Genomic DNA, 22926 nt, shown 5'->3' with positions numbered 1-22926 from the left:
AACTGTCAAACTACATTCAGAAAGGATGAAAATGGGGCAGGTGCAGGAAACGCGGGTCGTGATCGGAACCGCCGATTGCGACGCGCTCGGGCATATGAACGTGGCGCGTTATTTCGCGTTGTGCAATCTGAACGGATTCGCCATGCAGACCGCCATGGGCTGGCCTCCGGGCGCAACGGTGGACGGTCGGAAGCTGTCCTTCGCCGTTGTCCACAGCGAAAGCAATTTCCTGTCCGAAGTGATGGAAGGCGAAACCCTGCTGGTCAGGACGGACATTGCGGCTATCGGCACGAAATCCGCCACCTTCCGAAACCGGATTCTGCGGCAGGACGGGGGCCGCGTCTTTGAATCACACTGGAAATCGGTGCTGATGGATCTGGACGCCCGGCGGTCGGCCCCGATACCGGATGTCTTCCGCGCAGCACTGGAACGCTACATGTCGGCCTGACGGTCCGACGCACCGGCGGTCTTGAAGAACGCGGCCAGATGCGGCCGCAGCCAGCGCCAGACATCCGGCGCGCCCCGCCGCACCGGGATGCCGATCCGGTCGTCCAGTTGATCCAGCGTGACCTGGTAGTCGGTCCATGTGCCGCCGCCATTCACCAGGTTTGCGACCGGAGTCTGCAACCGGTCGATGGATTTGGCGAACACCGCATCCGGCGTTTTCGCCGCTTCGAATTCGTCCCAGAGGGCGCGAAACGCTTCGGCCTGATCGCCGGGCAGGAGTGCGAACAGCCGGTCGGCGGCGGCCTGTTCCTTTGCGGCCATCGCCGCATGATCGACCTGGCCGTGGATCGGCGCATCGCCTGCGTCGATTTCCACAAGATCGTGCAGCAGCAGCATCCGGAGAACCCGGTCGATCCGGACCTCCGGGCCGGCCTGATCCGCCAGGACCAGCGCGTAGAGCATGATATGCCAACTGTGTTCGGCGGAATTCTCGCGCCGCGATCCGTCGATCAACCGGGAGGCCCGCAGGACCGTCTTCAGCTTGTCGGCTTCGCGCAGGAACGCGATCTGCGCTTCCAGCCGCGCCGTCATTCGGTCGCGTTCGCCGGGGCGGCAGAAGCGATCCTGGCTTCGAGGAACTTGCGCGCCGACCGCTCGGCAAGACGCACCCGCACTTCGGTCAGGTAAGCTTCCTCCAGCGATTGCGAGGAAGCGGCGAGCAGGTCGCCGACCTGAACATACAACCGATCGTCGCCCGTCACCTGCATCGCCTGCATGGTGTCTTCGGCCAGTTTGGAGGCGAGGTTGTCCAGCGTGCTCATCGGACTGTCCCGGCCTAACGGGAGGATTCGGTCAGGCGGCGCTTCACGTAATCGCTGACGCTGCCGATCATCGTGTCCATATGCGCGTCCTTGAAGAAATGGTCCGCACCCTCGATTTCCTGGTGGGTGATCGTGATCCCCTTCTGCTCGTGCAGCTTGTTGACAAGCGATACCGTATCCGCCGGCGGCGCGACCCGGTCGGCTGTGCCGTTGATGATCAGGCCCGACGACGGGCAGGGGGCCAGAAAGGTGAAATCATACATGTTGGCGGGTGGGGACACGCTGATGAACCCGGTGATCTCCGGACGCCGCATCAAGAGCTGCATGCCGATCCAGGCGCCAAAGGAAAAGCCCGCGACCCAGCAATGCTTGGAATTGTTGTTCATGGACTGCAAATAGTCGAGCGCCGATGCGGCATCGGACAGTTCGCCGATCCCCTGGTCGTATTCGCCCTGGCTGCGCCCGACGCCGCGGAAATTGAACCGCAGGACGGTGAACCCCATGTTGTAGAACGCATAATGCAGGTTGTAGACAACCTTGTTGTTCATGGTGCCGCCGAACTGCGGGTGCGGGTGCAGAACAATGGCGATCGGGGCGTCTTTTTCTTTTTGAGGGTGGTAGCGGCCTTCAAGGCGGCCTTCGGGTCCGGGAAAGATGACCTCGGGCATAGAGCGGTTGATCCTGTCTGTTTCTCGTATGGGCCGCGACAATCTTGACGAATTCGCTAAGGCACCTTAGAACGTTTCTAATCGCAAGCGCGGGTTTGCGCCGTGTTGAAATGGCACATACGCATTGGGGACCGAAACGTCAATGTTTTCGCGTCGCTGTCAGAGGTTTGGAGAGAGATCATGAAGCTGTCGACCAAGGGGCGGTATGCGATGGTGGCGCTGGCGGATATCGCGCTGCAACCCGATGCCCGTCTGGTCACGCTCGGCGACATATCGCAACGGCAGAATATTTCCCTGCCTTACCTGGAGCAGCTTTTCGTAAAGCTGCGCCGCGCGGACCTTGTCACGTCTGTCCGGGGTCCCGGAGGCGGCTATCGGCTGGCGCGGGCGCCCTCGCAGATCCGGGTGGTCGACGTTCTGTCGGCCGTCGACGAATCGGTCGATGCCATGCACAAGGGCGCGGGCGCTTCCGGAGGATCCTCCGGCAGCCGGGCGCAGTCCCTGACCAACCGGCTGTGGGAAGGGCTGAGCGCCCATGTCTATGTGTTCCTGCACCAGACCCGCCTGTCGGATGTCATCGAAAACGAACTTGCGCCCTGTCCCGCGGTGCCCAACCTGTTCGACGTGGTGGATGCGGAGTGACCCGTATTTACCTCGATCACAACGCGACGACGCCGCTGCGCGACGAGGCCCGCGCGGCGATGATCTCGGCGATGGACGTGGTGGGTAATCCGTCCAGCGTTCACGCCGAAGGACGGGCCGCCAAGGCGCTGCTCGAAAAGGCGCGCGAACAGCTTGCGCAGGCCCTTGGGGCGGAGGGCGCGGATGTGGTCTTCACCTCCGGCGCCACCGAGGCCGCGGCCCTGGCCTGTGCGGGGCGGGGCCTGCAGTGCAGCGGCACGGAGCATGACGCGGTGGCGGCCTGGTGCGCGGCGGACTTGCCCTCCGACGGGCAGGGCGGGGTGGAGGTCGCCGACCCGGCGCGATCGGCCCTGCAAGTCGCGAATTCCGAAACCGGCGTGGTGCAGGACCTGCCGGCCGGGCTCGCCGTCACGGACGCGACGCAGGCTTTCGGCAAGATCCCGTTTTCCTTCAACGGCAGCGGCGCGGTCATGGCCTTGGTTTCCGCGCACAAGCTGGGCGGCCCGAAGGGCGTCGGGGCGCTGGTCCTGCGGCGTGGAACCGACCTGGTCGCGCAGATCCGGGGTGGCGGGCAGGAAATGGGCCGCCGTTCGGGAACCGAGAACCTTCTGGGGATCGTCGGGTTCGCCGCCGCCGCCGCCGCCGCGGTCCGCGATGTGGAATCGGGGGCTTGGGACGAAGTCGCCAACCTTAGAAATATTCTAGAGAAGGCCCTTGAGGCGGACGCAATCAATACTATTTTTGTCGGGAATGCGGTGAAACGTCTCCCGAACACCTTGTGTCTTGCCACTCCGGGGTGGAAGGGGGAGACGCAAGTCGTGCAAATGGACCTGGCCGGATTCGCGATCAGCGCCGGATCGGCCTGCTCCAGCGGCAAGGTCCGCGCCAGCCGGGTTCTGGCGACGATGGGATTTGACGATGACGTTGCGGCCAGCGCCATTCGCGTGTCGCTCGGGCCGCAGACAACGCAAACGGATGTGCTGCGCTTTGCCGATGCGTGGCTGTCCCGTGAAAAGAAACACCGCGCCCGCGCGGCGTAACCGCAGGAGAGACGAGATGGCTGCTTTGGACCAGGCCCCGGTGAAAGAGGGCGTCGATCAGGAAACCGTTGACGCGGTGCGCGAGGTCGGCGGCGCCTACAAATACGGCTGGAACACCGATATCGAGATGGAATACGCCCCGAAAGGGCTGACGCCCGATATCGTCCGGCTGATCTCGGAAAAGAACGAGGAACCGCAGTGGATGACGGACTGGCGGCTTGCGGCCTACGATCGCTGGTTGCAGAAGGAAGAGCCCAAATGGGCGATGGTCGACTATCCCGATATCGATTTTCAGGACCAGTATTACTACGCGCGTCCCAAGTCGATGGAGGTCAAGCCCAAGTCGCTGGACGAGGTCGACCCGAAACTGCTGGCGACCTATGAAAAACTCGGCATTCCGCTCAAGGAACAGATGATCCTCGCCGGTGTGGAAGGGGCTGACAGCATCCCCGCCGAAGGCCGCAAGGTCGCCGTGGACGCGGTGTTTGACTCGGTGTCCGTCGGCACCACATTTCAGGCCGAGTTGAAGAAGGCGGGCGTGATCTTCTGTTCGATCTCCGATGCGATCCGCGAACATCCGGATCTGGTCAGGAAATACCTGGGCTCGGTGGTTCCGGTCAGCGACAATTTCTATGCCACGCTGAACAGCGCCGTGTTCTCCGACGGGTCTTTTGTCTATGTGCCGCCGGGGGTCCGCTGCCCGATGGAGCTATCGACCTATTTCCGGATCAACGCCGAGAACACCGGCCAGTTCGAACGCACCCTCATCATCGCCGACAAGGGCAGCTACGTCTCATATCTCGAAGGCTGCACGGCCCCGGCCCGCGACATCGCGCAGCTGCACGCGGCCGTTGTCGAGATCATCGTCGAGGAAGACGCGGAGGTGAAATATTCCACCGTGCAGAACTGGTATCCGGGCGACGAGAACGGCAAGGGCGGCATCTACAACTTCGTGACCAAACGCGCCGATTGCCGGGGCGACCGGGCCAAGGTGATGTGGACGCAGGTCGAGACCGGCAGCGCCGTGACCTGGAAATACCCGTCCTGCATCCTGCGCGGCGACGACAGCCAGGGAGAGTTCTATTCGATCGCCATCGCCAACAACTATCAGCAGGCCGACACAGGCACCAAGATGATCCACCTTGGCAAGAACACCAAGAGCCGGATCGTTTCCAAAGGCATCAGCGCAGGCCGTGCGCAGAACACCTATCGCGGGCTCGTGTCCATGCACCCGAAGGCCAGGAACGGTCGCAACTACACGCAATGCGACAGCCTTCTGATCGGCGACAAATGCGGTGCGCACACCGTCCCCTATATCGAGGTGCGCAACAATTCGGCGCGGGTCGAGCACGAGGCGACCACGTCCAAGGTGGACGACGACCAGCTGTTTTACTGCCGCAGCCGTGGCATGGACGAAGAAGAGGCCGTCGCGCTGGTGGTGAACGGGTTCTGCAAGGACGTGTTGCAGGCGCTGCCGATGGAATTCGCCATGGAAGCGCAACAACTCGTCGCGATTTCGTTGGAGGGTTCCGTTGGCTGATCGTCCTCCCGCCCTGTCCACGCGGATTCTGGCGGTGCTGCCATTCGCGCTGCCGGTCCTGGGCGGCGTGCTCGGGGTGGCCTGGGTCAACGCGACCGCGCATGGTTCCCCGGTTCTGGGCATCGCCGCCGGGGCGGTGGCCGGATGGATCCTTGCCGCTGTCGTGTCAAGGGTGCTGGGCGGCGATCAGGACACGGGGCTGCGCCGGACGAAAGACGCCGAAACCGAGCGGGACTGACCGCGTGATGTTCACCAGGACACGACGCCTCGAAGGACGGATGACCGCAGCCGGTTCATCAATTGCATAACGCGCACCCTGGGTTGCGCAAGTGACAAGAGAAAGAGAAAAGATGCTGGAAATCAAGGATCTGAACGTCAAACTTGAAGAAGAAGACAAGGAAATCCTGAAGGGCGTGAACCTGTCCGTCGAAGCCGGAAAGGTGCATGCGATCATGGGGCCGAACGGATCGGGGAAATCGACTCTGTCCTATGTTCTCTCTGGCAAGGACGGCTACGAAGTGACCGGCGGCAGCGCCGTCATGGACGGAGTCGACCTGCTGGAACTGGAACCCGAAGAACGCGCGGCGGCGGGGTTGTTCCTGGCGTTTCAGTATCCGGTGGAAATTCCGGGCGTCGGCAACATGACTTTCCTGCGCACGGCCGTGAACGCGCAGCGCAAGGCGCGCGGACAGGACGAGATGAGTGCCGCGGATTTCCTGAAACTGGTGCGCGCCCGCGCGAAGGAACTGAAGATCGATGCAGAGATGCTGAAGCGTCCGGTCAACGTCGGTTTTTCCGGCGGCGAGAAGAAGCGCAACGAGATCCTGCAAATGGCGATGCTCGAACCCAAGATGTGCATCCTGGACGAAACCGACAGCGGTCTTGACGTGGATGCGATGAAGCTCGTGGCGGATGGCGTGAACGCCCTGCGCAGCGAGGGCCGCGGTTTCCTGGTGATCACGCATTATCAACGGCTTCTGGATCACATCAAGCCGGACGTCGTGCATATCATGGCCGATGGGCGGATCGTGAAATCCGGTGGGCCGGAACTGGCGCTTGAAGTCGAAAACAACGGCTATGCTGACATTCTCGCCGAGGTGGCGTGATGGGACTGCCGGAACGCAAGCGGACCGCCACCGAGGCGCGTCTGGCCGGGCTGACCCTTCCGACCGGAGGATGGGCTGAACCCGCGCGCCGGGATGCTCTGTCCCGTGTCACGGCGATGGGGCTGCCGCAACGGCGGGACGAATACTGGAAATACACGCGGCCGGATTCGCTGCTGGACCCGGAGCCGCCGCGGGCGGCGCTTCTGGAGCAGGGCGGGGAACTGGTTTTCGAGTCGATGGACCGGCTGAAGATCGTGTTCGTGGACGGCGTGTTCGATCCCGAAGCCTCTGATGCGCTGGAACTGGAAGGCGTGACCATCGACCGTCTGGCGGACGCGCGCGATGCCGACATCCACTGGGCCAAGGATTTCTACGGGGTTCTGGAAGCGCGTGGTCAAACGCCGGTGGAACGCCCGTTCGCGGCGATGAACACGGCATTCGCCACCGATGGCGTCATCATCCACGTGACCGGCAAGCCGAGCAAGCCGATCAGCCTGATCTATATTCACAGGAGCGAACATTCGGATGCCATTCTGCACCACGTCGTGCGGGTGGATCGCGACGCCGAGGCGACGATCCTGGAAAACGGGCCGGCGGCGGCGCGGTTCAACAAGTGCATGGAAATCGACATCGCCGACGGTGGCATCCTGCATCACGTCCGCGCGCAGGGGCGCGACCATGAACGCCGTGCCGTGACCCATGTGTTCGCGCGTCTTGGCCGGGACTCCGTGTTCAAGTCCTTCACGCTCTCCGTCAACGGCGTTCTGACCCGCAACGAATGCGTGATCGAGCTGACGGGCGATGACGCCATCGCCCATGTCGCCGGCGCCTGTGTCGGGGACGGTGATTTTCACCATGACGATACCGTTTTCGTGACCCATGACGCGGTGAACTGCGAAAGCCGCCAGGTGTTCAAGAAGGTGCTGCGCAACGGCGCGACCGGGGTGTTCCAGGGCAAGATTCTCGTCAAGGAAGGCGCGCAGAAGACCGATGGCTATCAGATCAGCCAGTCGCTGCTGCTGGACGAGGACAGCCAGTTTCTCGCTAAGCCGGAACTGGAAATCTATGCCGATGACGTTGCTTGTTCACACGGTTCCACCAGCGGCGCCATCGACGAGGACGCGCTGTTCTACCTGCGTTCCCGCGGTGTTCCGCACGGCACGGCGACCGACCTTCTGACCCTGGCGTTCCTGGCGGAAGCGGTGCAGGAGGTCGAGGACGAGGCTCTTGCCAAGGATATCATCTCGCGGCTGGAAAACTGGTTGGCGCGCCGACGCTGATGCCGGTCACGTCCGACATCACCGCCACCTACCGCGGACCGGGACGGGTGATGAGACGCCTGCTGGACATGGGCCAGCGCGAAGACCGCGCGCTGGCATTTCTCATGGTGTTCTGCGTCATCGTGTTCTTCGCTCAGATGCCGCGGCTGGCCCGCGAGGCGCATCTGAGCGGCCAGGAACTGAACGTGATGCTGGGCGGATCGTTGCTGGCCTGGGTTTTCATCGCGCCGCTGCTGCTCTATGCCATCGCCGCGCTGACCCATCTGGTCGCCCTGGTTTTCGGGGGCAAGGGCAATTGGTTCGGGGCGCGCCTTGCGCTGTTCTGGTCGCTGCTCGCTTCGACGCCGATCTTGCTGCTGCACGGGCTGGTGGCCGGATTCATCGGTCCCGGGCCGGGGTTGCAGGCCATCGGACTGATATGGCTTGTGGTCTTCGGCTGGTTCTGGCTATCCAGCCTGAGGCAAGCCGAAAGACCCGTACAATGACCCTCTCCGATCTGCGCCAGCTGGCGATCCTGTCCATCAAGGACCCGGCCCAGGCGGCCCGCATGCTGCTGACCGCCGAACCGGCGCGCGAGGCGCTCTGGACGGCACTTGCCGTGGTGGCGGTTCTCAACGCGATCCTCTTCACCCTGTCGAACATGCTGGTTTCGGGGCCGGTTCCGCTGCCCGGCATGCTGAGCGCTCCGGTGGTCTATTGCCTGCTCGTGGCGGGCGGATTGATCCTGACCATCCATGCCCTGTTCTGGTCCGGGCGCGTGCTGGGCGGCACCGGCACCATCGACGATATCATGACCGTCGTTCTCTGGTTGCAGGCGCTTCGCCTCGTCGCGCAGGTCGCGGTGATGGTGCTGCTGCTGTTCATGCCGCTGTTCTCGGCTCTGCTGGTCTTTGCGGTTTCGCTCTACGGTCTTTACATGCTGCTGCATTTCATCAACCAGGCGCACCGGCTGGACTCGCTCGGACGGTCGGCGGGCGTGCTGGTCGGGGCGATGCTGGCCATCGTGCTGGGCCTGACGCTTCTGCTGTCGCTCTTCGGAGGATCGATCATTGGATCAAACCCCTATGTATGACGTTCAAGCCATCCGTGCGGATTTTCCGATCCTGTCACGCGAGGTCAACGGCAAACCCTTGACCTACCTGGACAATGGCGCCTCGGCGCAGAAACCGCAGGCGGTGATCGACGCGGTCACGCAGGCTTATTCGCAGGAATACGCCAATGTTCACCGCGGATTGCATTTCCTGTCCAACCTCGCCACCGAAAAATACGAGGCAGTGCGCGGTACGGTCGCCCGGTTCCTCGGTGCGGCATCGGAGGACGAGATCGTGCTGAATTCCGGCACGACCGAGGGCATCAACCTCGTGGCCTATGGCTGGGCGATGCCACGGATGCAGGCAGGTGACGAGATCGTTCTCAGTGTGATGGAACACCATGCCAACATCGTGCCCTGGCATTTCCTGCGCGAACGGCAGGGCATCGTCCTGAAATGGGTGGATGTGGATGCGACCGGGGCGCTGGACCCGCAGGCGGTGATCGATGCGATCACGCCGCGCACCAGGCTGGTCGCGGTCACGCAGGTGTCAAACGTTCTTGGCACCAAGGTCGATGTCAAGGCGATCACCGAAGGGGCTCATGCGAAAGGCGTCCCGGTTCTGGTAGACGGCAGCCAGGCGGCGGTTCACATGCCGGTGAATGTTTCCGATATCGGCTGCGATTTCTATGCGATCACCGGCCACAAGCTCTACGGGCCTTCCGGGTCGGGTGCGATCTTCATCAAGTCCGGCCGTATGGCCGAGATGCGCCCGTTCATAGGCGGCGGCGACATGATCAAGGAAGTCAGCAAGGACGCTGTCGTCTACAACGATCCGCCGATGAAATTCGAAGCCGGCACACCGGGAATCGTGCAGACCATCGGTCTGGGTGTCGCGCTGGACTACATGATGGCGCTGGGGATGCAGAACATCGCCACGCACGAAGACAGCCTTCGCGACTACACGCGGGACCGGCTGGCGGGGCTGAACTGGCTGAATGTGCAGGGCACGGCGGCGGACAAGGCGGCGATCTTTTCCTTCACGCTGGACGGCGCGGCCCATGCCCATGACATTTCCACGATTCTCGACAAGCGCGGCGTTGCCGTGCGGGCAGGGCACCATTGCGCCGGTCCGCTGATGGACCACCTGGGCCTGACGGCAACCTGCCGGGCGTCCTTCGGACTCTACAACACCAGGGAGGAGGTCGACACGCTGATTGATGCGCTCGAACTGGCACACGATCTCTTTGCCTGACCGACGTGGAAAATTTGCGATTGCGGCACGCGCAAGGCGCCGTTATAGACGCGGCAGTCCCGGCCGGTTCGACGGACCGGGACGCCCCTTCCAGCCGCGCCGTCGGGACGTGCCGGGCAGCCGGAAGTGAATAACGATTTGGAACAGCAGTTCGCGGGGCTGCGGTTCTTGCCTTTTAACCTGCGTAAATATCGCGTAAGCACTGTCTAGGCAGTCTGCACCCATAGCTCAGCTGGATAGAGTGTCGCCCTCCGAAGGCGAAGGTCGTAGGTTCGAATCCTACTGGGTGCGCCACCTGTTTTCCCCATTGTTTTTGCCTGCCTATTTCGGATTTGTGGGCGGTCGTTTCGGGAGAGTGGGCACATTCCGTTTCCGATATGATCCTCGCAAGTCCGCAGACCCGCCATATCTGTCGGCCTCGGACGCGGTATCGGGACCAAGCCACGCCATGCGCTGATCAACAGTTGCGCCGTTCTCGCGCATGTTTGCTCCGCGTGACTTCCGCAGGCCGTGGGCCGTTTTTCCGGTTGCACCCAGCGGCCCGCGCCGCTGCACCAATCCATGCTCCGAAAGCCTTGGCTGACCTAAAGCCTCCCGCGATTAACCAGTGACATATCCGGCAGCCCTGAAGCAGTTCCGGCACTCCTCGGGCGTGCAGAGGTCGCAGACCTGTGCGATGGCGTCGAACATGTCGGCGAATATCCTCGCGCCGATCCGCCTTAGGTGAGCCTTGAGCTTGGAAAAGGCCATCTCGATTGAGAGTGTCCGGTCATAGACAGAAGACCGGACGCGCGCGGGCCATGCCTTGGTCCACTACCATTTCAACCAGGAACGCCCCCTCTGCTTACGCCGGAATTTCAAGCTTAACCGTGCCGCCGCTCTCGCCGGGTGGCGCGACCTTGGCGCGGCATAGGGGGCAGGGTTACTGCCCGGCCTGAGACCGGTTCGAATCCGTCTGACACTTCCCTTCAGCATGATTATTGCCCGTCTCCGTGTTCCAGCCCTTATGCAAATTCCTGTATTTTTTCCGTGGCGGAACATCCCCCGGCCAAGGGGAGAAAAATTCAAGGCTGGCATTTCATTATTTTCCTAACAGTTTAGTATGCGAGTTGCAGAATCCCTCCAATATCAGCGCAAACTTTACTGCAAAATTTCCGGAACGACGAACGCCCATGCCCCACGATCTTCGCGAGAACGAACAAATTGTCCAACTTGCGCCAGCGTCAGACGGCTTGGTGCGCTTTATTGGCCGGATCCGCACACCCTGGACCGATCGCGCGGACTGCCCGCGGCAGGAGAGAATCGACGGGCACGATTGCCGGATCGAGCTTGATCCGGACTGGCAGGACGCGCCGGACGGGCTCGACGCCTATGGAACGGTCGAGGTGCTGTATCGGATGGACCAAAGCCGCCGCGACTTGACCCACCAAAGCCCGCGCAGCGATGGTTGCACCCTCGGCACCTTTGCCTTGCGGTCGCCCACGCGGCCCGATCTGATCGGCACGTCGATCATGCGCCTGCCGCGCATCGAAGGCGGCGTGCCGCATGTGCAGGGGCTCAATTGCGGCGACGGCACGCCGCTGATCGACCGCAAGCCCGACCGTTGCGCCTTTACCCCGAACGCGCCGGAGCAGCCCGGCGACATCCAGACCGTTTAAGACCAACCCTGAGAGGACCATCATGTATCGAACCCTTATCGCCGCGGTGTTCGCGGTGACCGTCACCCCGGCCATGGCGCAGGACGTGTCGCTGTTTGCCGCCGGCAGCCTGAAGGCCGCCCTGTCCGACGTGGCGGCGGGTTTCACCGCGGCCACGGGAACGTCCGTCGCCACCAGTTTCGGCCCGTCGGGCCTGATGCGCGAGCGGATCGAGGCGGGCGAGACGGCGCATGTCTTTGCCTCGGCCAACATGCGCCACCCGCAGACTTTGGCCGACGCCGGCAAGGGCGGCGCGGTGACGCTGTTCGCCCGCAACCGCCTGTGCGGTCTGGCCCGGCCCGAAGTCGAGGTTTCGACCGCCACGCTGCTCGACGTCATGCTGGCCGAGGGCACGCGGCTGGGCACTTCGACCCCCAAGGCCGACCCGTCCGGCGACTATGCCTTTGCCCTGTTCGACAAGTCCGGCCATGCCGACGCGCTGAAGGGCAAGGCGCTGCAACTGACCGGCGGACCGGACAGCGCCAAGCCGCCGCAGGGGCGCAACACTTACGCCTGGGTGCTGGACAGCGATCAGGCGGACGTCTTCCTGACCTATTGCACCAACGCCGTGCTGGCGATGAAAGAGGTGCCTGATCTGCAGATCATCCAGATTCCGGAGGCCCTGTCGGTGGGCGCCGATTACGGGCTGATCGTGCTGAACGACGCCCCCGAAGCGGCGCAGGCGCTGGCCGATTACATCCTCTCGCCCGAGGGGCAGGCGGTGCTGGCGGATTACGGATTCGACACGCCGAACGGGGGCTAGATGCGCTTTCTGCTGATGATCCTCGCCTCGCTGGCTCTGCCGGCCCACGCCCGCAGCGTGACCGACAGCGCCGGCCGCGTGGTCGAGGTGCCGGATGACGTCACCACCGTCTTTGCCGCGGGGCCGCCCGCCTCGGTTCTGGTCTACGTTCTGAAACCGGAATCCCTCACTGGCTGGCCCCGCGCCCTGCGCCCCGAAGAACGCGCCTTTATCGCCGATCCCTATCGCGACATCCCCGAAACGGGCCGTCTGACCGGGCGCGGCGGCGAGGCGAACCTCGAGCGCGCCTTGCAGATCAAGCCCGATTTGATCGTCGATTTCGGCTCGGTCCGCGACACCTATATCGACCTTGCCAACCGCGTGCAGGCGCAGACCGGTATCCCCTACCTGCTGATCGACGGGCGCTTTGACAACACCGCCGAGGCCCTGCGCATCTTGGGCGACGCACTGGGTGTGCCCGAGCGCGGCGAAGCATTGGCGGCCGATGTCGAGGCGACCTTTGCCCGGCTCGATGCGCGGCTGGCCGAGGTGCCTGAAGAGGACCGGCCGCGCGTCTACCTCGCCCGTGGGCCAGAAGGGCTGGAAACCGGCATGAAGGGCTCGATCAACACCGAGATCATCGAGCGCGCCGGGGGCCGCAACGTGGCCGACGATGGCGGCGCGACGCGCGGGCTGGTGAATGCTTCGATGGAGCAGGTGATCGTTGCCAACCCCGACATCATCGTGACCTGGGACCCGAATTTCTACGCCAAGGTGTTTGACGACCCGCTGTGGCAGGGCATCGGTGCGGTGCAAAAGGGCCGGGTCTACCTGTCGCCCACCGCGCCCTTTGGCTGGATCGACCGGCCGCCGTCGCTGAACCGGATGATGGGGCTGCACTGGATGGCGGGGCTGATGTATCCTGACCGCTGGCAAGGCGACCTGCGCGACGATACCCGCGCCTTCTACAAGCTCTATTACCATGTCGATCTCAGCGACGACGAACTGGAAAGGCTGCTCGAATGGGCCGAGGGACGACCGCCGATGTAGACCTGCCGCGTCCCGGCCGGACATTGACCGGGGCGCTGGCGGTGGTGCTGGCCCTTCTGGCCTTTGGCGCGGTGATGATCGGACCCTATGGGCTGACACCGGGGCAGGTGCTGTCCGCTCTTTTGGGGCAAGGCGACCGGCAGGCGCAGATCGTGGTCTGGAACATCCGCCTGCCGCGCGTCGGCGCGGCGCTGCTGGTGGGTGCGGCGCTGGCGGCGGCGGGGGCGAGCTATCAGGCGCTGTTCCGCAATCCGCTGGTCTCACCCGACATCCTGGGCGTGTCGGCGGGTGCCGGGCTGGGCGCGGTGGCGGGCATCTTCCTGTCGCTGCCGGTGGCGGCGATCCAGGGCGCGGCCTTCGCCGGCGGCATGGCGGCGGTGGGCGTGGTGATGCTGGTCGGCGCGATGGTGCGCCACACGGACCGCACGTTGACGCTGGTGCTGATCGGCGTGGTGGTCGGCGCGCTGGCGGGGGCGGTGACGTCCTTGCTGAAGGTGATGGCCGACCCCTACGACCAACTGCCCGCGATCACCTTCTGGCTTCTGGGATCGCTCGCCTCGATCACGACACGCGACATCCTGCCCGCCCTGCCGACGGTGCTGGTCGGGTTGATCCCGCTGGCCCTGCTGCGCTGGCGGATCAATGTGCTGAGCCTTGGCGACGAAGAGGCGCGCGCCCTGGGGATCGAAGCCGGGCGCACACGCTTCGTCGTGATCGCCGCCGCCACGCTGATCACCGCCAGCGTTACGGCGCTGGCCGGGGTGGTCGGTTGGGTGGGACTCGTGATCCCGCATGTCGCGCGGATGCTGGTCGGGCCGGGGTTTGGCCGACTTCTGCCCGCTTCGGCGTTGATCGGCGCGGGCTATTTGCTGATCGTCGACACCCTGGCGCGGACCATCGCGGCGGTCGAGGTGCCCCTGGGCGTTCTGACCGCTGTCATCGGCGCGCCGTTCTTCGTCTGGCTTCTGGCCCGTGGCCGCAGGGGGTGGTCGTGATGCTGGAGGCGCGGGACCTGTCCATCGGCTATGGCAAGATGCCACTCGGCATCGGCCTGTCGGTCACGGTCCGGCCGGGCGAGATCCTCTGCCTGCTCGGCCCCAATGGCTGTGGCAAGACGACCCTGTTCCGGACGCTGCTGGGCCTGCTGCCGCAGCTTGGCGGTTCCGTCCTGCTCAACGGCCAGCCGATCAGCGCCATGACACGGGCACGGATCGCGCAGGCCATCGCCTACGTCCCGCAGGCCCATGCGCCGCCCTTTCCCTTCGAGGCGCTCGAAGTCGTGCTGATGGGCCGCACCGCGCGGCTCGGGGCCTTCGCCCAGCCGGGCAAGACCGACCGCGCCGCCGCCCGTGACGCCCTGCGACGCCTCGGCATCCAGGACCTTGCGCATCGTGACTATTCGCGCCTGTCCGGTGGTCAGCGGCAACTGGTGCTGATCGCCCGCGCATTGGCGCAGCAGGCAGCGCTGATCGTCATGGACGAACCGACCGCCAGCCTCGACTTCGGCAACCAGGCGCAGGTTCTGGCCCAGATCGAAACGCTGACGCGAAGCGCCACGGCCGAAGGTCACGGCGTGATCCTGTCGACCCATGACCCGGATCAGGCCTTTGCCCTGAACGCCCGCGTGCTGCTCATGCATCGCGGCGGTGTGCTGGCCGATGGCCCCGCCGCGGACGTCCTGACCGAGGCCAACCTCAGCACCGTCTACGGCCTGCCCGTCACGGTCGAAACCACTTCGTCAGGGCGCAGGATCTGCCTGCCGTCGCTGCGTCAGTCCGCGCCGACCATGACGTCGGAGGCCTTGACGATGGCATAGGCCGTCTTGCCGATCTCCAGACCCAGTTCCTGAACGGACGTGTTGGTGATCATCGCCGTCACGATCACCGCCCCGCCCAGATCGATCTGCACGGTCGAATTGACCGCGCCCTTGTCGATACCGACGACGGTCCCGGCCAATTGGTTGCGCGCGCTGATTTTCATGGTCTTACCTTTTTCGCTGAATTTCCTTGCTACTCAGAATATGATGCAGCGGAGCGATTTCAACGGGGCCACGGTAAGCGAGCGGCTGCACCACATCCTGCACCATGTGCCGGAAAGCCGATGGGATATGCCCGGTGTCCTTGCTGTGGGCATCCGTCGCCGTCGCAGTCCATGAACGCAGCCCTTGCCGCTGAAGGCTTGGCGCTGGATTTGACCGAAGCCGCCGTCTTGTTCTGCCCCCTCTATGCGGTCACGTCCAAGGACCGCAGCCGGGCGCAAGAAGTTTGCCGTGCATCCTACGCCGTCGCTGCCTGACGATCCTTCCCTTAAGTGCCAGGGGCAACCGCCGTCCCTTTGGGGGCGGCTTTTTTCTTTCTAATGCTCAGCGTAGGATAAGGCATTGGAAGGCAATGGAATGTATCGGGTCCAGAAATGAAGTATCGTCAAGTCAAGCGCCCTAGGCCAGATATGAAGACTGCGCATAATTTCTTTAAAGAGGGCAGTTTCTCGATTGATCCCATAGCCCACTACACGTCGTCAGAGGAACGGGAAGCAGAGATAGAAGCGATTGCCGAAGACCTTGAGCAGCTAGCGAAGAAGTTTCCGCGCACGCAGAACATCGAATACGCGCTACTCAAGGCGCACTTAATTATTGAGCACGTCCTGTTGCAGTACATCCGCGCCTACGCAACTACTCATGTTGCCGTGAAGGATGTTAAGGCAGGTTTCGCGCAGAAGCTTGAGATAGCTTACCTCTTGGGCTTCGGGGTAAACGACCCGCGCATGCTCCCCACAGTGGAAGGCTTGAACAGGCTTCGAAATCAAATCGCGCACACATTCGAGCTGGACCGCGCCCGGCTAGATGAAATTCTGCGGATCAACTCCGAAGACTACGACAACTTTTCGGTAAGCACGGACCGCCAGCGCGTCACCCGTCTTCGCCAGATATGCCGCTACCTCTGTGCGAGGGTTTCCGGGCAGATGATGGGCGAGTTCGCTGTAGTGCAGTATTTCGAAGAAGAACGACAGCAAGAGTGGAAAAGCTCACGGTAGAGCGGCCCTGACGCTCACGTTTCCGTGAGGTCGAGCGGGGCCGTTTGTCCGTCAAAATCCGGGGTCGCGATGTGTGCTGTAGGTGGGCAGAGCTTCATGCTCCAGGATCAGGAATCCCATAATAACTTGAAATTGAGATACAGTCTTGAAGTATTGTGGCGGAGAGACAGGGATTCGAACCCTGGGTGGGCTTGCACCCACAACGGTTTTCGAGACCGCCCCGTTCGACCACTCCGGCACCTCTCCGCGGGGGTCTGGTGGCTGCGTTTAATCGGCTTTGTCCGGGCTGGCAAGGCCCGTTGGGCCGGATAAATGCACCGACGGCGAAATTCGTTTGCCCGTTCGCGCAAATGCCTTACGATCCGGCCATGGCCCTTGCTGTTTCTGTTCCGCCCGTTCCGGTAATCCGGTCCAGTCTCCTGGCGATGCTGGCCGTCTTGCTGAGCCTTGGCATTTTCCTGGTTTCGGCCACGGCAGGCCAGGCGGCAGACCGGGACCGCATCCTGGCGTTTCTCAACGTCACGGGCTTTGACGTCGCTCTCGACAGCATCGCGCTGTCCGCGGGTTCTGCCCCGGACATGCTGGGGATCGACGCGCGGGAGTTCGGCTCGGAGTGGGAACGCGTGTCGGGCGATGTCTTTGACACGGAGGTCATGCGGGGACTCGCGCTCGAAATCCTCGAGAACACGTTGACGGACGACCTGCTGGACCATGCGGCCGAATTTTACGCGACCGACCTGGGGCAACGGCTGGTGGTGGCCGAGAACGCCGCCCACATGATGGACGACGCCGAAAAGGAAGAAGAGGGCAAGAGGATCATCGCGGATCTCGTCGCAGAGGGGTCCGCGCGTCCGCAATTGATCCAGCGGATGAACCGCGCCATCGATGCGGCGGGATCGAGCCTGCGCGCGATCCAGGAAATCCAGATGCGGTTCCTGCTGGCGGCAAGTGCTGCGGGTGTGATCGAACTGCAAATGGATGTCGACGAATTGCGCACGCTGTTCCAATCGCAGGAACGGGAACTGCGGCGGCTGCTCCTGAAATCGGCCATCGCGGGCGCAGCCTATACCTATCGCGACTTTTCCGACGATGATCTCGAAACCTATGTCACGGCGCTCGAAGAGCCGGAGATGAAACAGGTCTACGAATTGTTGAACGCGGTGCAATACGAGGTCATGGCGAACCGGTTCGAGGTGCTCGCCGTCCGCATGGCGGAACTTCATCCCGGACAGGACATCTGATGCCCGGCGGTCGCGCCGCGATCGCGCTTGCGGTCGGCATCGCGTTCCTTGGGGGAGTCGCGGCGGGCGAGGCGCCGGAACCATCCCTGTCGGCGGTTCTGAAACTGGACGACGTCATATCGGTGATGCACGACGAAGGCCTGCGATATGCGAAGGACCTTGAAGACGACATGCTGGACGGGCAGGGCGGACAGTTCTTTCACGACGAAGTCGATAGAATTTACGATCCGGACCGCATGGTGGTCTTTGTGGAGAACGCTCTTGCGGAGGGTCTTTCGGATGCGCAACGTCGTGACGCCATCGCCTTTTTCGGCACCGATCTCGGCCAGCGCATCCTGTCGCTGGAAAACGCCGCCCGCGTCGCCATGTCCGATCCGGCGGTCGAAGAAATCGCCCGCGCCGCCCATGACGATATCCTGGACACGGGCGATCGCCGCCTCGGCGCCGTCACGCGGTTCGTCGAGGTAAACGACCTGGTAGACCGCAACGTCGCCTCGGCCCTGGGATCGAACTTCCGGTTCTTTCGCGGGCTTGCCGACGGGCGCGGTGCCCGGACATCGGACCGGGAAATCCTGGCGGACGTCTGGGCGCAGGAAGCGGAACTGAGGGACGACACGGAAAGCTGGCTGTTCGCTTTTCTTCTGATGGCTTACCGTCCGCTCAGCGACACGGAACTGGACGCCTATGTAACCTATTCCGAAACCGACGGAGGGCAGGCTCTGAACGCCGCCATCTTTGCCGGGTTCGACGCGATGTACCTGTCGATTTCGGAAGACCTGGGACGCGCTGCCGCCCGCGCCATGGCCGGCAGCGATATTTGACGGCAATTGCGGTTGACAGTCCGCGCCGATCCGACCATAAGCGCGCATCCCGGCCCGATTTCTCGCGCCGGGTTTATGTATCACTACGCCCGGATGCGGGCGCGCTGTTCGAGGCGATCCCGGAAAATGGGGTCCGAACGCCCGGAACCGGGGGCCACAGGACGCGACAGACAAAGGAAGAAGCGCATGTTTGCGGTCCTCAAGACCGGCGGCAAGCAGTACAAGGTTCAGGCGGGCGACACGCTCCGCGTTGAGAAACTGGCTGCGGACGCTGGCGAAACGGTTCAATTCAACGATATTCTGATGCTGGGTGGCGACAGCCCGGTGGTCGGCGCTCCGCTGATCGCGGGGGCCGGTGTGCAGGCCGAAGTGATCGACCAGATCAAGGGCGAAAAGGTCATCCATTTCGTCAAGCGCCGCCGCAAGCATTCCAGCCAGCGGACCAAGGGTCATCGCCAGAAACTGACCCTGATCAAGGTCACCGACATCCTCGCCTCCGGCGCCGACAAGACCGGCGTCAAGGCCGCGGTGGGTGCCGGTTCCGTTTCCGCCGTGGCGGTCGAGGCCGCCAAGCCGGCGAAGAAAGCCGCTGCACCCAAGGCCGCGCAGAAAGACGACGCCGTGACCGAAGCACCGGCCGGTGTGGACGATCTGAAGAAGCTGTCCGGTGTCGGCCCCGCCCTGGAAAAGAAACTGCAGGCCGCCGGCGTCACCTCTTTCGCCCAGATCGCGGCATGGACGGATGCGGATGTAGCTGCTATTGACGAGCAACTGTCGTTCAAGGGCCGGATCGAGCGTGAAGGCTGGATTGAACAGGCCAAAGAACTGGCCAAAGGTTAAGGAGAGAAAGCATGGCACACAAGAAAGCAGGCGGTTCCTCCCGTAACGGTCGCGATTCCGACGGTCGCCGCCTTGGCGTGAAGCTTTACGGCGGCCAGGCCGCCGTTCCCGGCAACATCATCGTGCGTCAGCGCGGTACGAAGTTCTGGCCGGGCCAGGGTGTCGGCCTTGGCAAGGATCACACGATCTTCGCAACCGCCGAAGGCAGTGTGACCTTTCACAAGGGCCTGAAGGGCCGCACCTTCATTTCGGTTCTGCCAGTGGCGGAGGCCGCAGAGTAAGCCGTATCCGGAGCTTAATGAAAAATTAAGGGGGATCGGCGAGAACCGCCGGTCCCCTTTCTGGTTTTCAAGGACAACCCATGGCTGTCGCCACCGCCAGTTTCATCGTGTACGCTGCCAGCCAGGTGGCGACACCGGGGCCCGCCAACATGGCGCTGCTGGCCACCGGCGCGCGGTTCGGCTTTCGTGCGGCGCTGCCCTTCGTCCTTGGCGTGGCCCTGGGAAAGCAACTGGTGATCTGGCCCGTGGGCCTGGGGCTGATGGAGCTTTCGGATCGCGCGCCAGGATTGTTCGAAACCCTGAAATGGGTCTCGGCAGCCTATATCTGCTGGCTCGCCTGGAAGGTCGCCAACCTGCGCCTGTCACCGAACGCAAGATCGGAAACCGCGCCGGGATTCTGGGCGGGGCTGATCGTGCATCCGCTCAACCCGAAGGCCTGGGCGATGATCGTCGCCGGTTTCACCGGTTTCGTGGCGATCCGCACGCCGCCGTTCGAAGCCACCGCCATCGTCGCGGCGGTTCTGCTGGGATGCCAATTGTTGTTTCACCCGGTCTGGACCTTCGCGGGCGACCGGATCGCCGCTACCGTTGCAGGATCGCCTGCGGAAACATACCTGATGTGGACACTGGCCGGCCTGACCGTGCTGTCCGTGTTCTTCGTGTTGTTCGGAGGAGGAACAAGCACATGAAACTGGATCAGATCCCGACCCAGCCCCTCATCGAAACCGAACGTTTCGACCTGCGCCCGGTGCGCCGGTCTGACATGGGGCTGATCGAACTGTATGGCGGCGACGAACGCGTTGCGCGCATGACCACCTCTATCCCGCATCCGTTGCCGCCGGGGGTCGCCGAAGCCTATGTCGCCCGCGCGATGTCCGATGACCGGGACGAAGACGTCTGGGCCATGGATGGCACCAAGTCCGAAGGCGCCGAACTCATGGGAGTGATCTCGCTGAAGAAGATGGACCGCAACCAGTCGGAAGTCGGCTATTGGGTCGCGCCGCCGTTCTGGAACACGGGTCTGGCTTCGGATGCCGTGCAGGCGCTGCTCGATGCCAATCCGATGGGCAACGCCACCATGTTCGCGTCTGTGTTCCAGGACAACCCGGCCTCGGCGCGGGTGCTGACCCATTGCGGGTTCCAGTATCTGGGCGACGCCGAAAGCTTTTCGGTCGCGCGCAACACGACGGTCGCGACCTGGACCTACAGCAAGAAACTCTGATTGGCCCGCAGCGGCCTTTGCGCTAGGAGACGGACATGAAATTTCTCGATCTCGCAAAGGTCTATATCCGGTCCGGGGGCGGCGGGGGCGGCTGTGTCAGTTTCCGGCGCGAGAAGTTCATCGAATACGGTGGACCGGATGGTGGTGACGGCGGCAACGGCGGATCGGTCTGGGCCGAGGCCGTCGACGGCCTGAACACGCTGATCGACTTTCGCTATCAGCAGCACTTCTTCGCGAAGAACGGCCAGCCCGGCATGGGCCGGCAGCGTACCGGCAAGGACGGCGACGACATCGTTCTGCGGGTGCCGGTCGGAACCGAGATCCTCGACGAGGACGAAGAAACCGTGATCGCCGACCTGACCGAAGTGGGCCAACGGGTCCAGCTCGCCCGCGGCGGCAACGGCGGCTTCGGCAACCTGCATTTCAAATCCTCGACAAACCAGGCGCCGCGCCGCGCCAATCCGGGGCAGGAAGGTGTCGAACGCACGCTCTGGTTGCGCCTCAAGCTGATCGCCGATGTCGGGCTGCTCGGCCTGCCGAACGCCGGGAAATCGACCTTCCTCGCCGCGACCTCCAACGCCCGGCCCAAGATCGCCGATTACCCGTTCACCACCCTGCACCCGAATCTCGGTGTCGTCGGCGTGGACAACGTGGAATTCGTCATCGCCGACATTCCCGGCCTGATCGCCGGGGCGCACGAAGGCCGGGGCATCGGCGACCGCTTCCTTGGCCACGTGGAACGCTGTTCCGTTCTGCTGCACCTCGTGGACGGAACCTCGCCCGCGATTGCCGAGGACTACCGGACGATCATCACCGAACTCGAAGCCTACGGCGGCCATCTGGCGGACAAGCCCCGCATCACTGCGCTGAACAAGATCGACGCGCTGGACGATGACGAACGGGCGGCGGCGCGGGCTGAACTGGAACAGGCATCGGGCGGGCCGGTCCTGGAAATGTCCGGTGTCAGCCGGGCCGGCGTGACCGAAGTGCTGCGCGCGCTGCGGGCCGGGATTCATCAGGATCGCCTGCGCCACGCCCCCGTGCGAGAGGAAGAGTCGTGGCGGCCCTGATCGACGCGCGCCGGCTGGTCGTCAAGATCGGGTCAGCCCTGCTGGTGGATCGCGGCACCGGGGCGTTGCGCGCCGACTGGCTCCGCTCGCTGGCCGATGACGTGGCCTGGCTGAAGGCGATGGGCAAGGACGTGATCCTCGTGTCTTCGGGCTCCATCGCGCTGGGGCGCGGGGTTCTCGGCCTGCCGCGCAGCGAACTCGCCCTTGAACAGTCCCAGGCCGCCGCCGCCGTCGGCCAGATCCGGCTTGCCCGCGCCTATGAAGAGGCGCTCGCGCCGCATGCGATCACCACCGCGCAGGTGCTGGTGACGCTGGAAGACAGCAGCAATCGCCGCCGCTACCTGAATTCCCGCGCGACGCTGGAAACCCTGATCGGACTGGGCGCCGTGCCGATCGTGAACGAGAACGACACCATCGCGACCGATGAAATCCGCTATGGCGACAACGACCGACTTGCGGCCCAGGTCGCCGTCACCATCGGTGCCGACCAGATGATCCTCCTGTCGGACGTGGACGGGTTCTATTCGGCCAATCCCATGCAGGACGCGACCGCCACGCGGTTCGACGTGATCGAGCGGATCACCCCCGCGATCGAGGCGATGGCGGGCGATGCCGGATCCGGCTTGTCCAAGGGCGGGATGAAAACCAAGCTGATGGCGGCGAAACTGGCCACGGCAGGGGGCTGCGCCATGGCAATCGCCGAAGGGTCGCCTCTCAATCCCCTGAAAACACTCAATAACGGGGCAGCCTGCACCTGGTTCACGGCGACGCTTGACCCGCAGGCGGCCCGCAAGCGCTGGATCGGCGCGATGAAACCGCGCGGTCAGGTCATGGTGGATGCCGGCGCCGCCGATGCGCTCTGCAAGGGCAAGAGCCTGCTTCCGGCCGGTGTCGTGCAGGTCAGCGGCAGCTATGGGCGCGGGGACCCGGTCGATATTCTCGCGCCGGACAGCCACAAGCTGGGGCAGGGGCTGTCGCGCTATACCGCCGCGGAATCCCGCGCCATAATGGGGTGCAAGTCCGCCGACATCGAAACCATCCTCGGCTATCCGGGCCGGGCCGCCTTGATCCATCGCGACGACATGGCATTCTGACGTCGC

27 protein-coding genes, 2 tRNA genes and 2 pseudogenes are annotated in these 22926 nt (G+C 63.7%); 26 read left to right on the top strand and 5 right to left on the bottom strand.

The features are described from left to right. The first annotated feature begins 31 nt into the window (after positions 1 to 31). Positions 32 to 448, top strand: a complete 417-nt coding sequence (locus tag QO034_RS06315; protein WP_284484654.1) for an acyl-CoA thioesterase — start codon at positions 32 to 34, stop codon at positions 446 to 448. Here the strand turns inward: QO034_RS06315 and QO034_RS06310 are convergent. The 3 genes from QO034_RS06310 to QO034_RS06300 are packed head-to-tail and all read right to left on the bottom strand — an operon-like array spanning position 433 to position 1936. Beyond that, positions 433 to 1038 (bottom strand): HD domain-containing protein, encoded by a 606-nt coding sequence (locus tag QO034_RS06310; protein ID WP_284484653.1) that lies wholly within the window; start codon positions 1036 to 1038, stop codon positions 433 to 435. The two genes, QO034_RS06315 and QO034_RS06310, sit on opposite strands and share 16 nt — an antisense overlap. Then, on the bottom strand, positions 1035 to 1268 hold the full coding sequence (locus QO034_RS06305) for a hypothetical protein (protein ID WP_284484652.1): 234 nt from the start codon (positions 1266 to 1268) through the stop codon (positions 1035 to 1037). Before QO034_RS06305 ends, QO034_RS06310 begins: the two co-directional genes overlap by 4 nt. 14 nt (positions 1269 to 1282) lie before the next feature. Further along, positions 1283 to 1936 (bottom strand): alpha/beta hydrolase, encoded by a 654-nt coding sequence (locus tag QO034_RS06300; protein ID WP_284484651.1) that lies wholly within the window; start codon positions 1934 to 1936, stop codon positions 1283 to 1285. A gap of 180 nt (positions 1937 to 2116) precedes the next feature. On the opposite strand from QO034_RS06300, the gene iscR reads away from it, so the two are divergent. From iscR to QO034_RS06220, 16 genes and pseudogenes are all read left to right on the top strand, one after another. Beyond that, complete coding sequence (iscR, locus tag QO034_RS06295) at positions 2117 to 2578, top strand: Fe-S cluster assembly transcriptional regulator IscR (RefSeq protein ID WP_284484650.1); 462 nt, start codon at positions 2117 to 2119, stop codon at positions 2576 to 2578. After that, on the top strand, positions 2575 to 3618 hold the full coding sequence (locus tag QO034_RS06290) for a cysteine desulfurase family protein (protein ID WP_284484649.1): 1044 nt from the start codon (positions 2575 to 2577) through the stop codon (positions 3616 to 3618). The genes iscR and QO034_RS06290 overlap by 4 nt, the downstream gene beginning before the upstream one ends. A 16-nt stretch (positions 3619 to 3634) precedes the next feature. Continuing rightward, positions 3635 to 5158 carry a Fe-S cluster assembly protein SufB gene (gene sufB / locus QO034_RS06285; RefSeq protein WP_284484648.1) on the top strand — a complete coding sequence of 508 codons (1524 nt, stop codon included), beginning with the start codon at positions 3635 to 3637 and terminating at the stop codon, positions 5156 to 5158. Further along, positions 5151 to 5396 carry a hypothetical protein gene (locus tag QO034_RS06280; RefSeq protein ID WP_284484647.1) on the top strand — a complete coding sequence of 82 codons (246 nt, stop codon included), beginning with the start codon at positions 5151 to 5153 and terminating at the stop codon, positions 5394 to 5396. Before sufB ends, QO034_RS06280 begins: the two co-directional genes overlap by 8 nt. 112 nt (positions 5397 to 5508) lie before the next feature. Then, a complete protein-coding gene (sufC, locus tag QO034_RS06275; RefSeq protein WP_284484646.1) occupies positions 5509 to 6264 on the top strand; it encodes a Fe-S cluster assembly ATPase SufC in 756 nt (251 codons plus the stop codon). Then, positions 6264 to 7544, top strand: a complete 1281-nt coding sequence (locus QO034_RS06270) for a SufB/SufD family protein (protein WP_284484645.1) — start codon at positions 6264 to 6266, stop codon at positions 7542 to 7544. Before sufC ends, QO034_RS06270 begins: the two co-directional genes overlap by 1 nt. Then, positions 7544 to 8029 carry a YIP1 family protein gene (locus tag QO034_RS06265; protein WP_284484644.1) on the top strand — a complete coding sequence of 162 codons (486 nt, stop codon included), beginning with the start codon at positions 7544 to 7546 and terminating at the stop codon, positions 8027 to 8029. The genes QO034_RS06270 and QO034_RS06265 overlap by 1 nt, the downstream gene beginning before the upstream one ends. Further along, positions 8026 to 8616, top strand: a complete 591-nt coding sequence (locus QO034_RS06260) for a Yip1 family protein (RefSeq protein ID WP_284484643.1) — start codon at positions 8026 to 8028, stop codon at positions 8614 to 8616. The genes QO034_RS06265 and QO034_RS06260 overlap by 4 nt, the downstream gene beginning before the upstream one ends. Beyond that, entirely contained in the window at positions 8609 to 9829 is a 1221-nt protein-coding gene (locus tag QO034_RS06255; RefSeq protein WP_284484725.1) for a cysteine desulfurase, read from the top strand. Before QO034_RS06260 ends, QO034_RS06255 begins: the two co-directional genes overlap by 8 nt. A 217-nt stretch (positions 9830 to 10046) precedes the next feature. After that, positions 10047 to 10123: transfer RNA gene (locus tag QO034_RS06250), tRNA-Arg, on the top strand. Positions 10124 to 10628: 505 nt separating this feature from the next. Then, positions 10629 to 10742, top strand: a pseudogene (locus tag QO034_RS06245) (IS6 family transposase); the annotation flags it as partial. A 322-nt stretch (positions 10743 to 11064) separates the two neighbouring features. Next, entirely contained in the window at positions 11065 to 11487 is a 423-nt protein-coding gene (locus tag QO034_RS06240; RefSeq protein WP_321169988.1) for an SAM-dependent methyltransferase, read from the top strand. A gap of 22 nt (positions 11488 to 11509) precedes the next feature. After that, positions 11510 to 12289, top strand: coding sequence for a molybdate ABC transporter substrate-binding protein (locus tag QO034_RS06235; protein ID WP_284484641.1), 780 nt, complete (start codon positions 11510 to 11512; stop codon positions 12287 to 12289). After that, positions 12290 to 13318 (top strand): iron ABC transporter substrate-binding protein, encoded by a 1029-nt coding sequence (locus QO034_RS06230; protein WP_284484640.1) that lies wholly within the window; start codon positions 12290 to 12292, stop codon positions 13316 to 13318. Then, a complete protein-coding gene (locus QO034_RS06225; protein WP_284484639.1) occupies positions 13291 to 14313 on the top strand; it encodes a FecCD family ABC transporter permease in 1023 nt (340 codons plus the stop codon). Before QO034_RS06230 ends, QO034_RS06225 begins: the two co-directional genes overlap by 28 nt. Before the next feature lie 59 nt (positions 14314 to 14372). Further along, positions 14373 to 15134: pseudogene (locus QO034_RS06220) on the top strand (ABC transporter ATP-binding protein); the annotation flags it as partial. On the opposite strand, the gene QO034_RS06215 reads toward QO034_RS06220, so the two are convergent. Then, entirely contained in the window at positions 15089 to 15298 is a 210-nt protein-coding gene (locus QO034_RS06215) for a TOBE domain-containing protein (protein ID WP_284484638.1), read from the bottom strand. The pseudogene QO034_RS06220 and the gene QO034_RS06215 sit on opposite strands and share 46 nt — an antisense overlap. Positions 15299 to 15730: 432 nt before the next feature. On the opposite strand from QO034_RS06215, the gene QO034_RS06210 reads away from it, so the two are divergent. After that, a complete protein-coding gene (locus tag QO034_RS06210; protein ID WP_284484637.1) occupies positions 15731 to 16351 on the top strand; it encodes a hypothetical protein in 621 nt (206 codons plus the stop codon). A gap of 156 nt (positions 16352 to 16507) precedes the next feature. On the opposite strand, the gene QO034_RS06205 is transcribed toward QO034_RS06210, so the two are convergent. Next, positions 16508 to 16597 (bottom strand) — tRNA-Ser (locus QO034_RS06205). A gap of 122 nt (positions 16598 to 16719) precedes the next feature. Here QO034_RS06205 and QO034_RS06200 point away from each other — a divergent pair. The 8 genes from QO034_RS06200 (at position 16720) to proB (ending at position 22920) form a co-directional block, all read left to right on the top strand. Then, positions 16720 to 17592 (top strand): DUF2059 domain-containing protein, encoded by an 873-nt coding sequence (locus tag QO034_RS06200; protein WP_407696729.1) that lies wholly within the window; start codon positions 16720 to 16722, stop codon positions 17590 to 17592. Next, positions 17592 to 18413: a DUF2059 domain-containing protein gene (locus QO034_RS06195; RefSeq protein ID WP_284484636.1), complete on the top strand. Its 822-nt coding sequence runs from the start codon at positions 17592 to 17594 to the stop codon at positions 18411 to 18413. The genes QO034_RS06200 and QO034_RS06195 overlap by 1 nt, the downstream gene beginning before the upstream one ends. A gap of 186 nt (positions 18414 to 18599) precedes the next feature. After that, complete coding sequence (locus QO034_RS06190; RefSeq protein WP_284484635.1) at positions 18600 to 19253, top strand: 50S ribosomal protein L21; 654 nt, start codon at positions 18600 to 18602, stop codon at positions 19251 to 19253. 11 nt (positions 19254 to 19264) lie between these two features. Next, positions 19265 to 19534, top strand: a complete 270-nt coding sequence (gene rpmA / locus QO034_RS06185; protein ID WP_284484634.1) for a 50S ribosomal protein L27 — start codon at positions 19265 to 19267, stop codon at positions 19532 to 19534. 80 nt (positions 19535 to 19614) lie between these two features. Next, positions 19615 to 20223, top strand: coding sequence for a LysE family translocator (locus tag QO034_RS06180; RefSeq protein WP_284484633.1), 609 nt, complete (start codon positions 19615 to 19617; stop codon positions 20221 to 20223). Further along, positions 20220 to 20756: a GNAT family N-acetyltransferase gene (locus QO034_RS06175; protein ID WP_284484632.1), complete on the top strand. Its 537-nt coding sequence runs from the start codon at positions 20220 to 20222 to the stop codon at positions 20754 to 20756. Before QO034_RS06180 ends, QO034_RS06175 begins: the two co-directional genes overlap by 4 nt. Before the next feature lie 35 nt (positions 20757 to 20791). Then, the gene (gene obgE / locus QO034_RS06170) at positions 20792 to 21826 is read left to right on the top strand and encodes a GTPase ObgE (protein ID WP_284484631.1); all 1035 of its coding nucleotides are present in this window, start codon (positions 20792 to 20794) and stop codon (positions 21824 to 21826) included. Continuing rightward, complete coding sequence (gene proB, locus QO034_RS06165) at positions 21814 to 22920, top strand: glutamate 5-kinase (RefSeq protein ID WP_284484630.1); 1107 nt, start codon at positions 21814 to 21816, stop codon at positions 22918 to 22920. The genes obgE and proB overlap by 13 nt, the downstream gene beginning before the upstream one ends. Positions 22921 to 22926: the final 6 nt, after the last annotated feature.

The organism is Sedimentitalea xiamensis (genome assembly GCF_030164465.1).
Classification (GTDB): Bacteria; Pseudomonadota; Alphaproteobacteria; order Rhodobacterales; family Rhodobacteraceae; genus Sedimentitalea; species Sedimentitalea xiamensis.
Note: the sequence above shows the minus strand (reverse complement) of the source record. Positions and strands in the feature narration are given on the sequence as shown.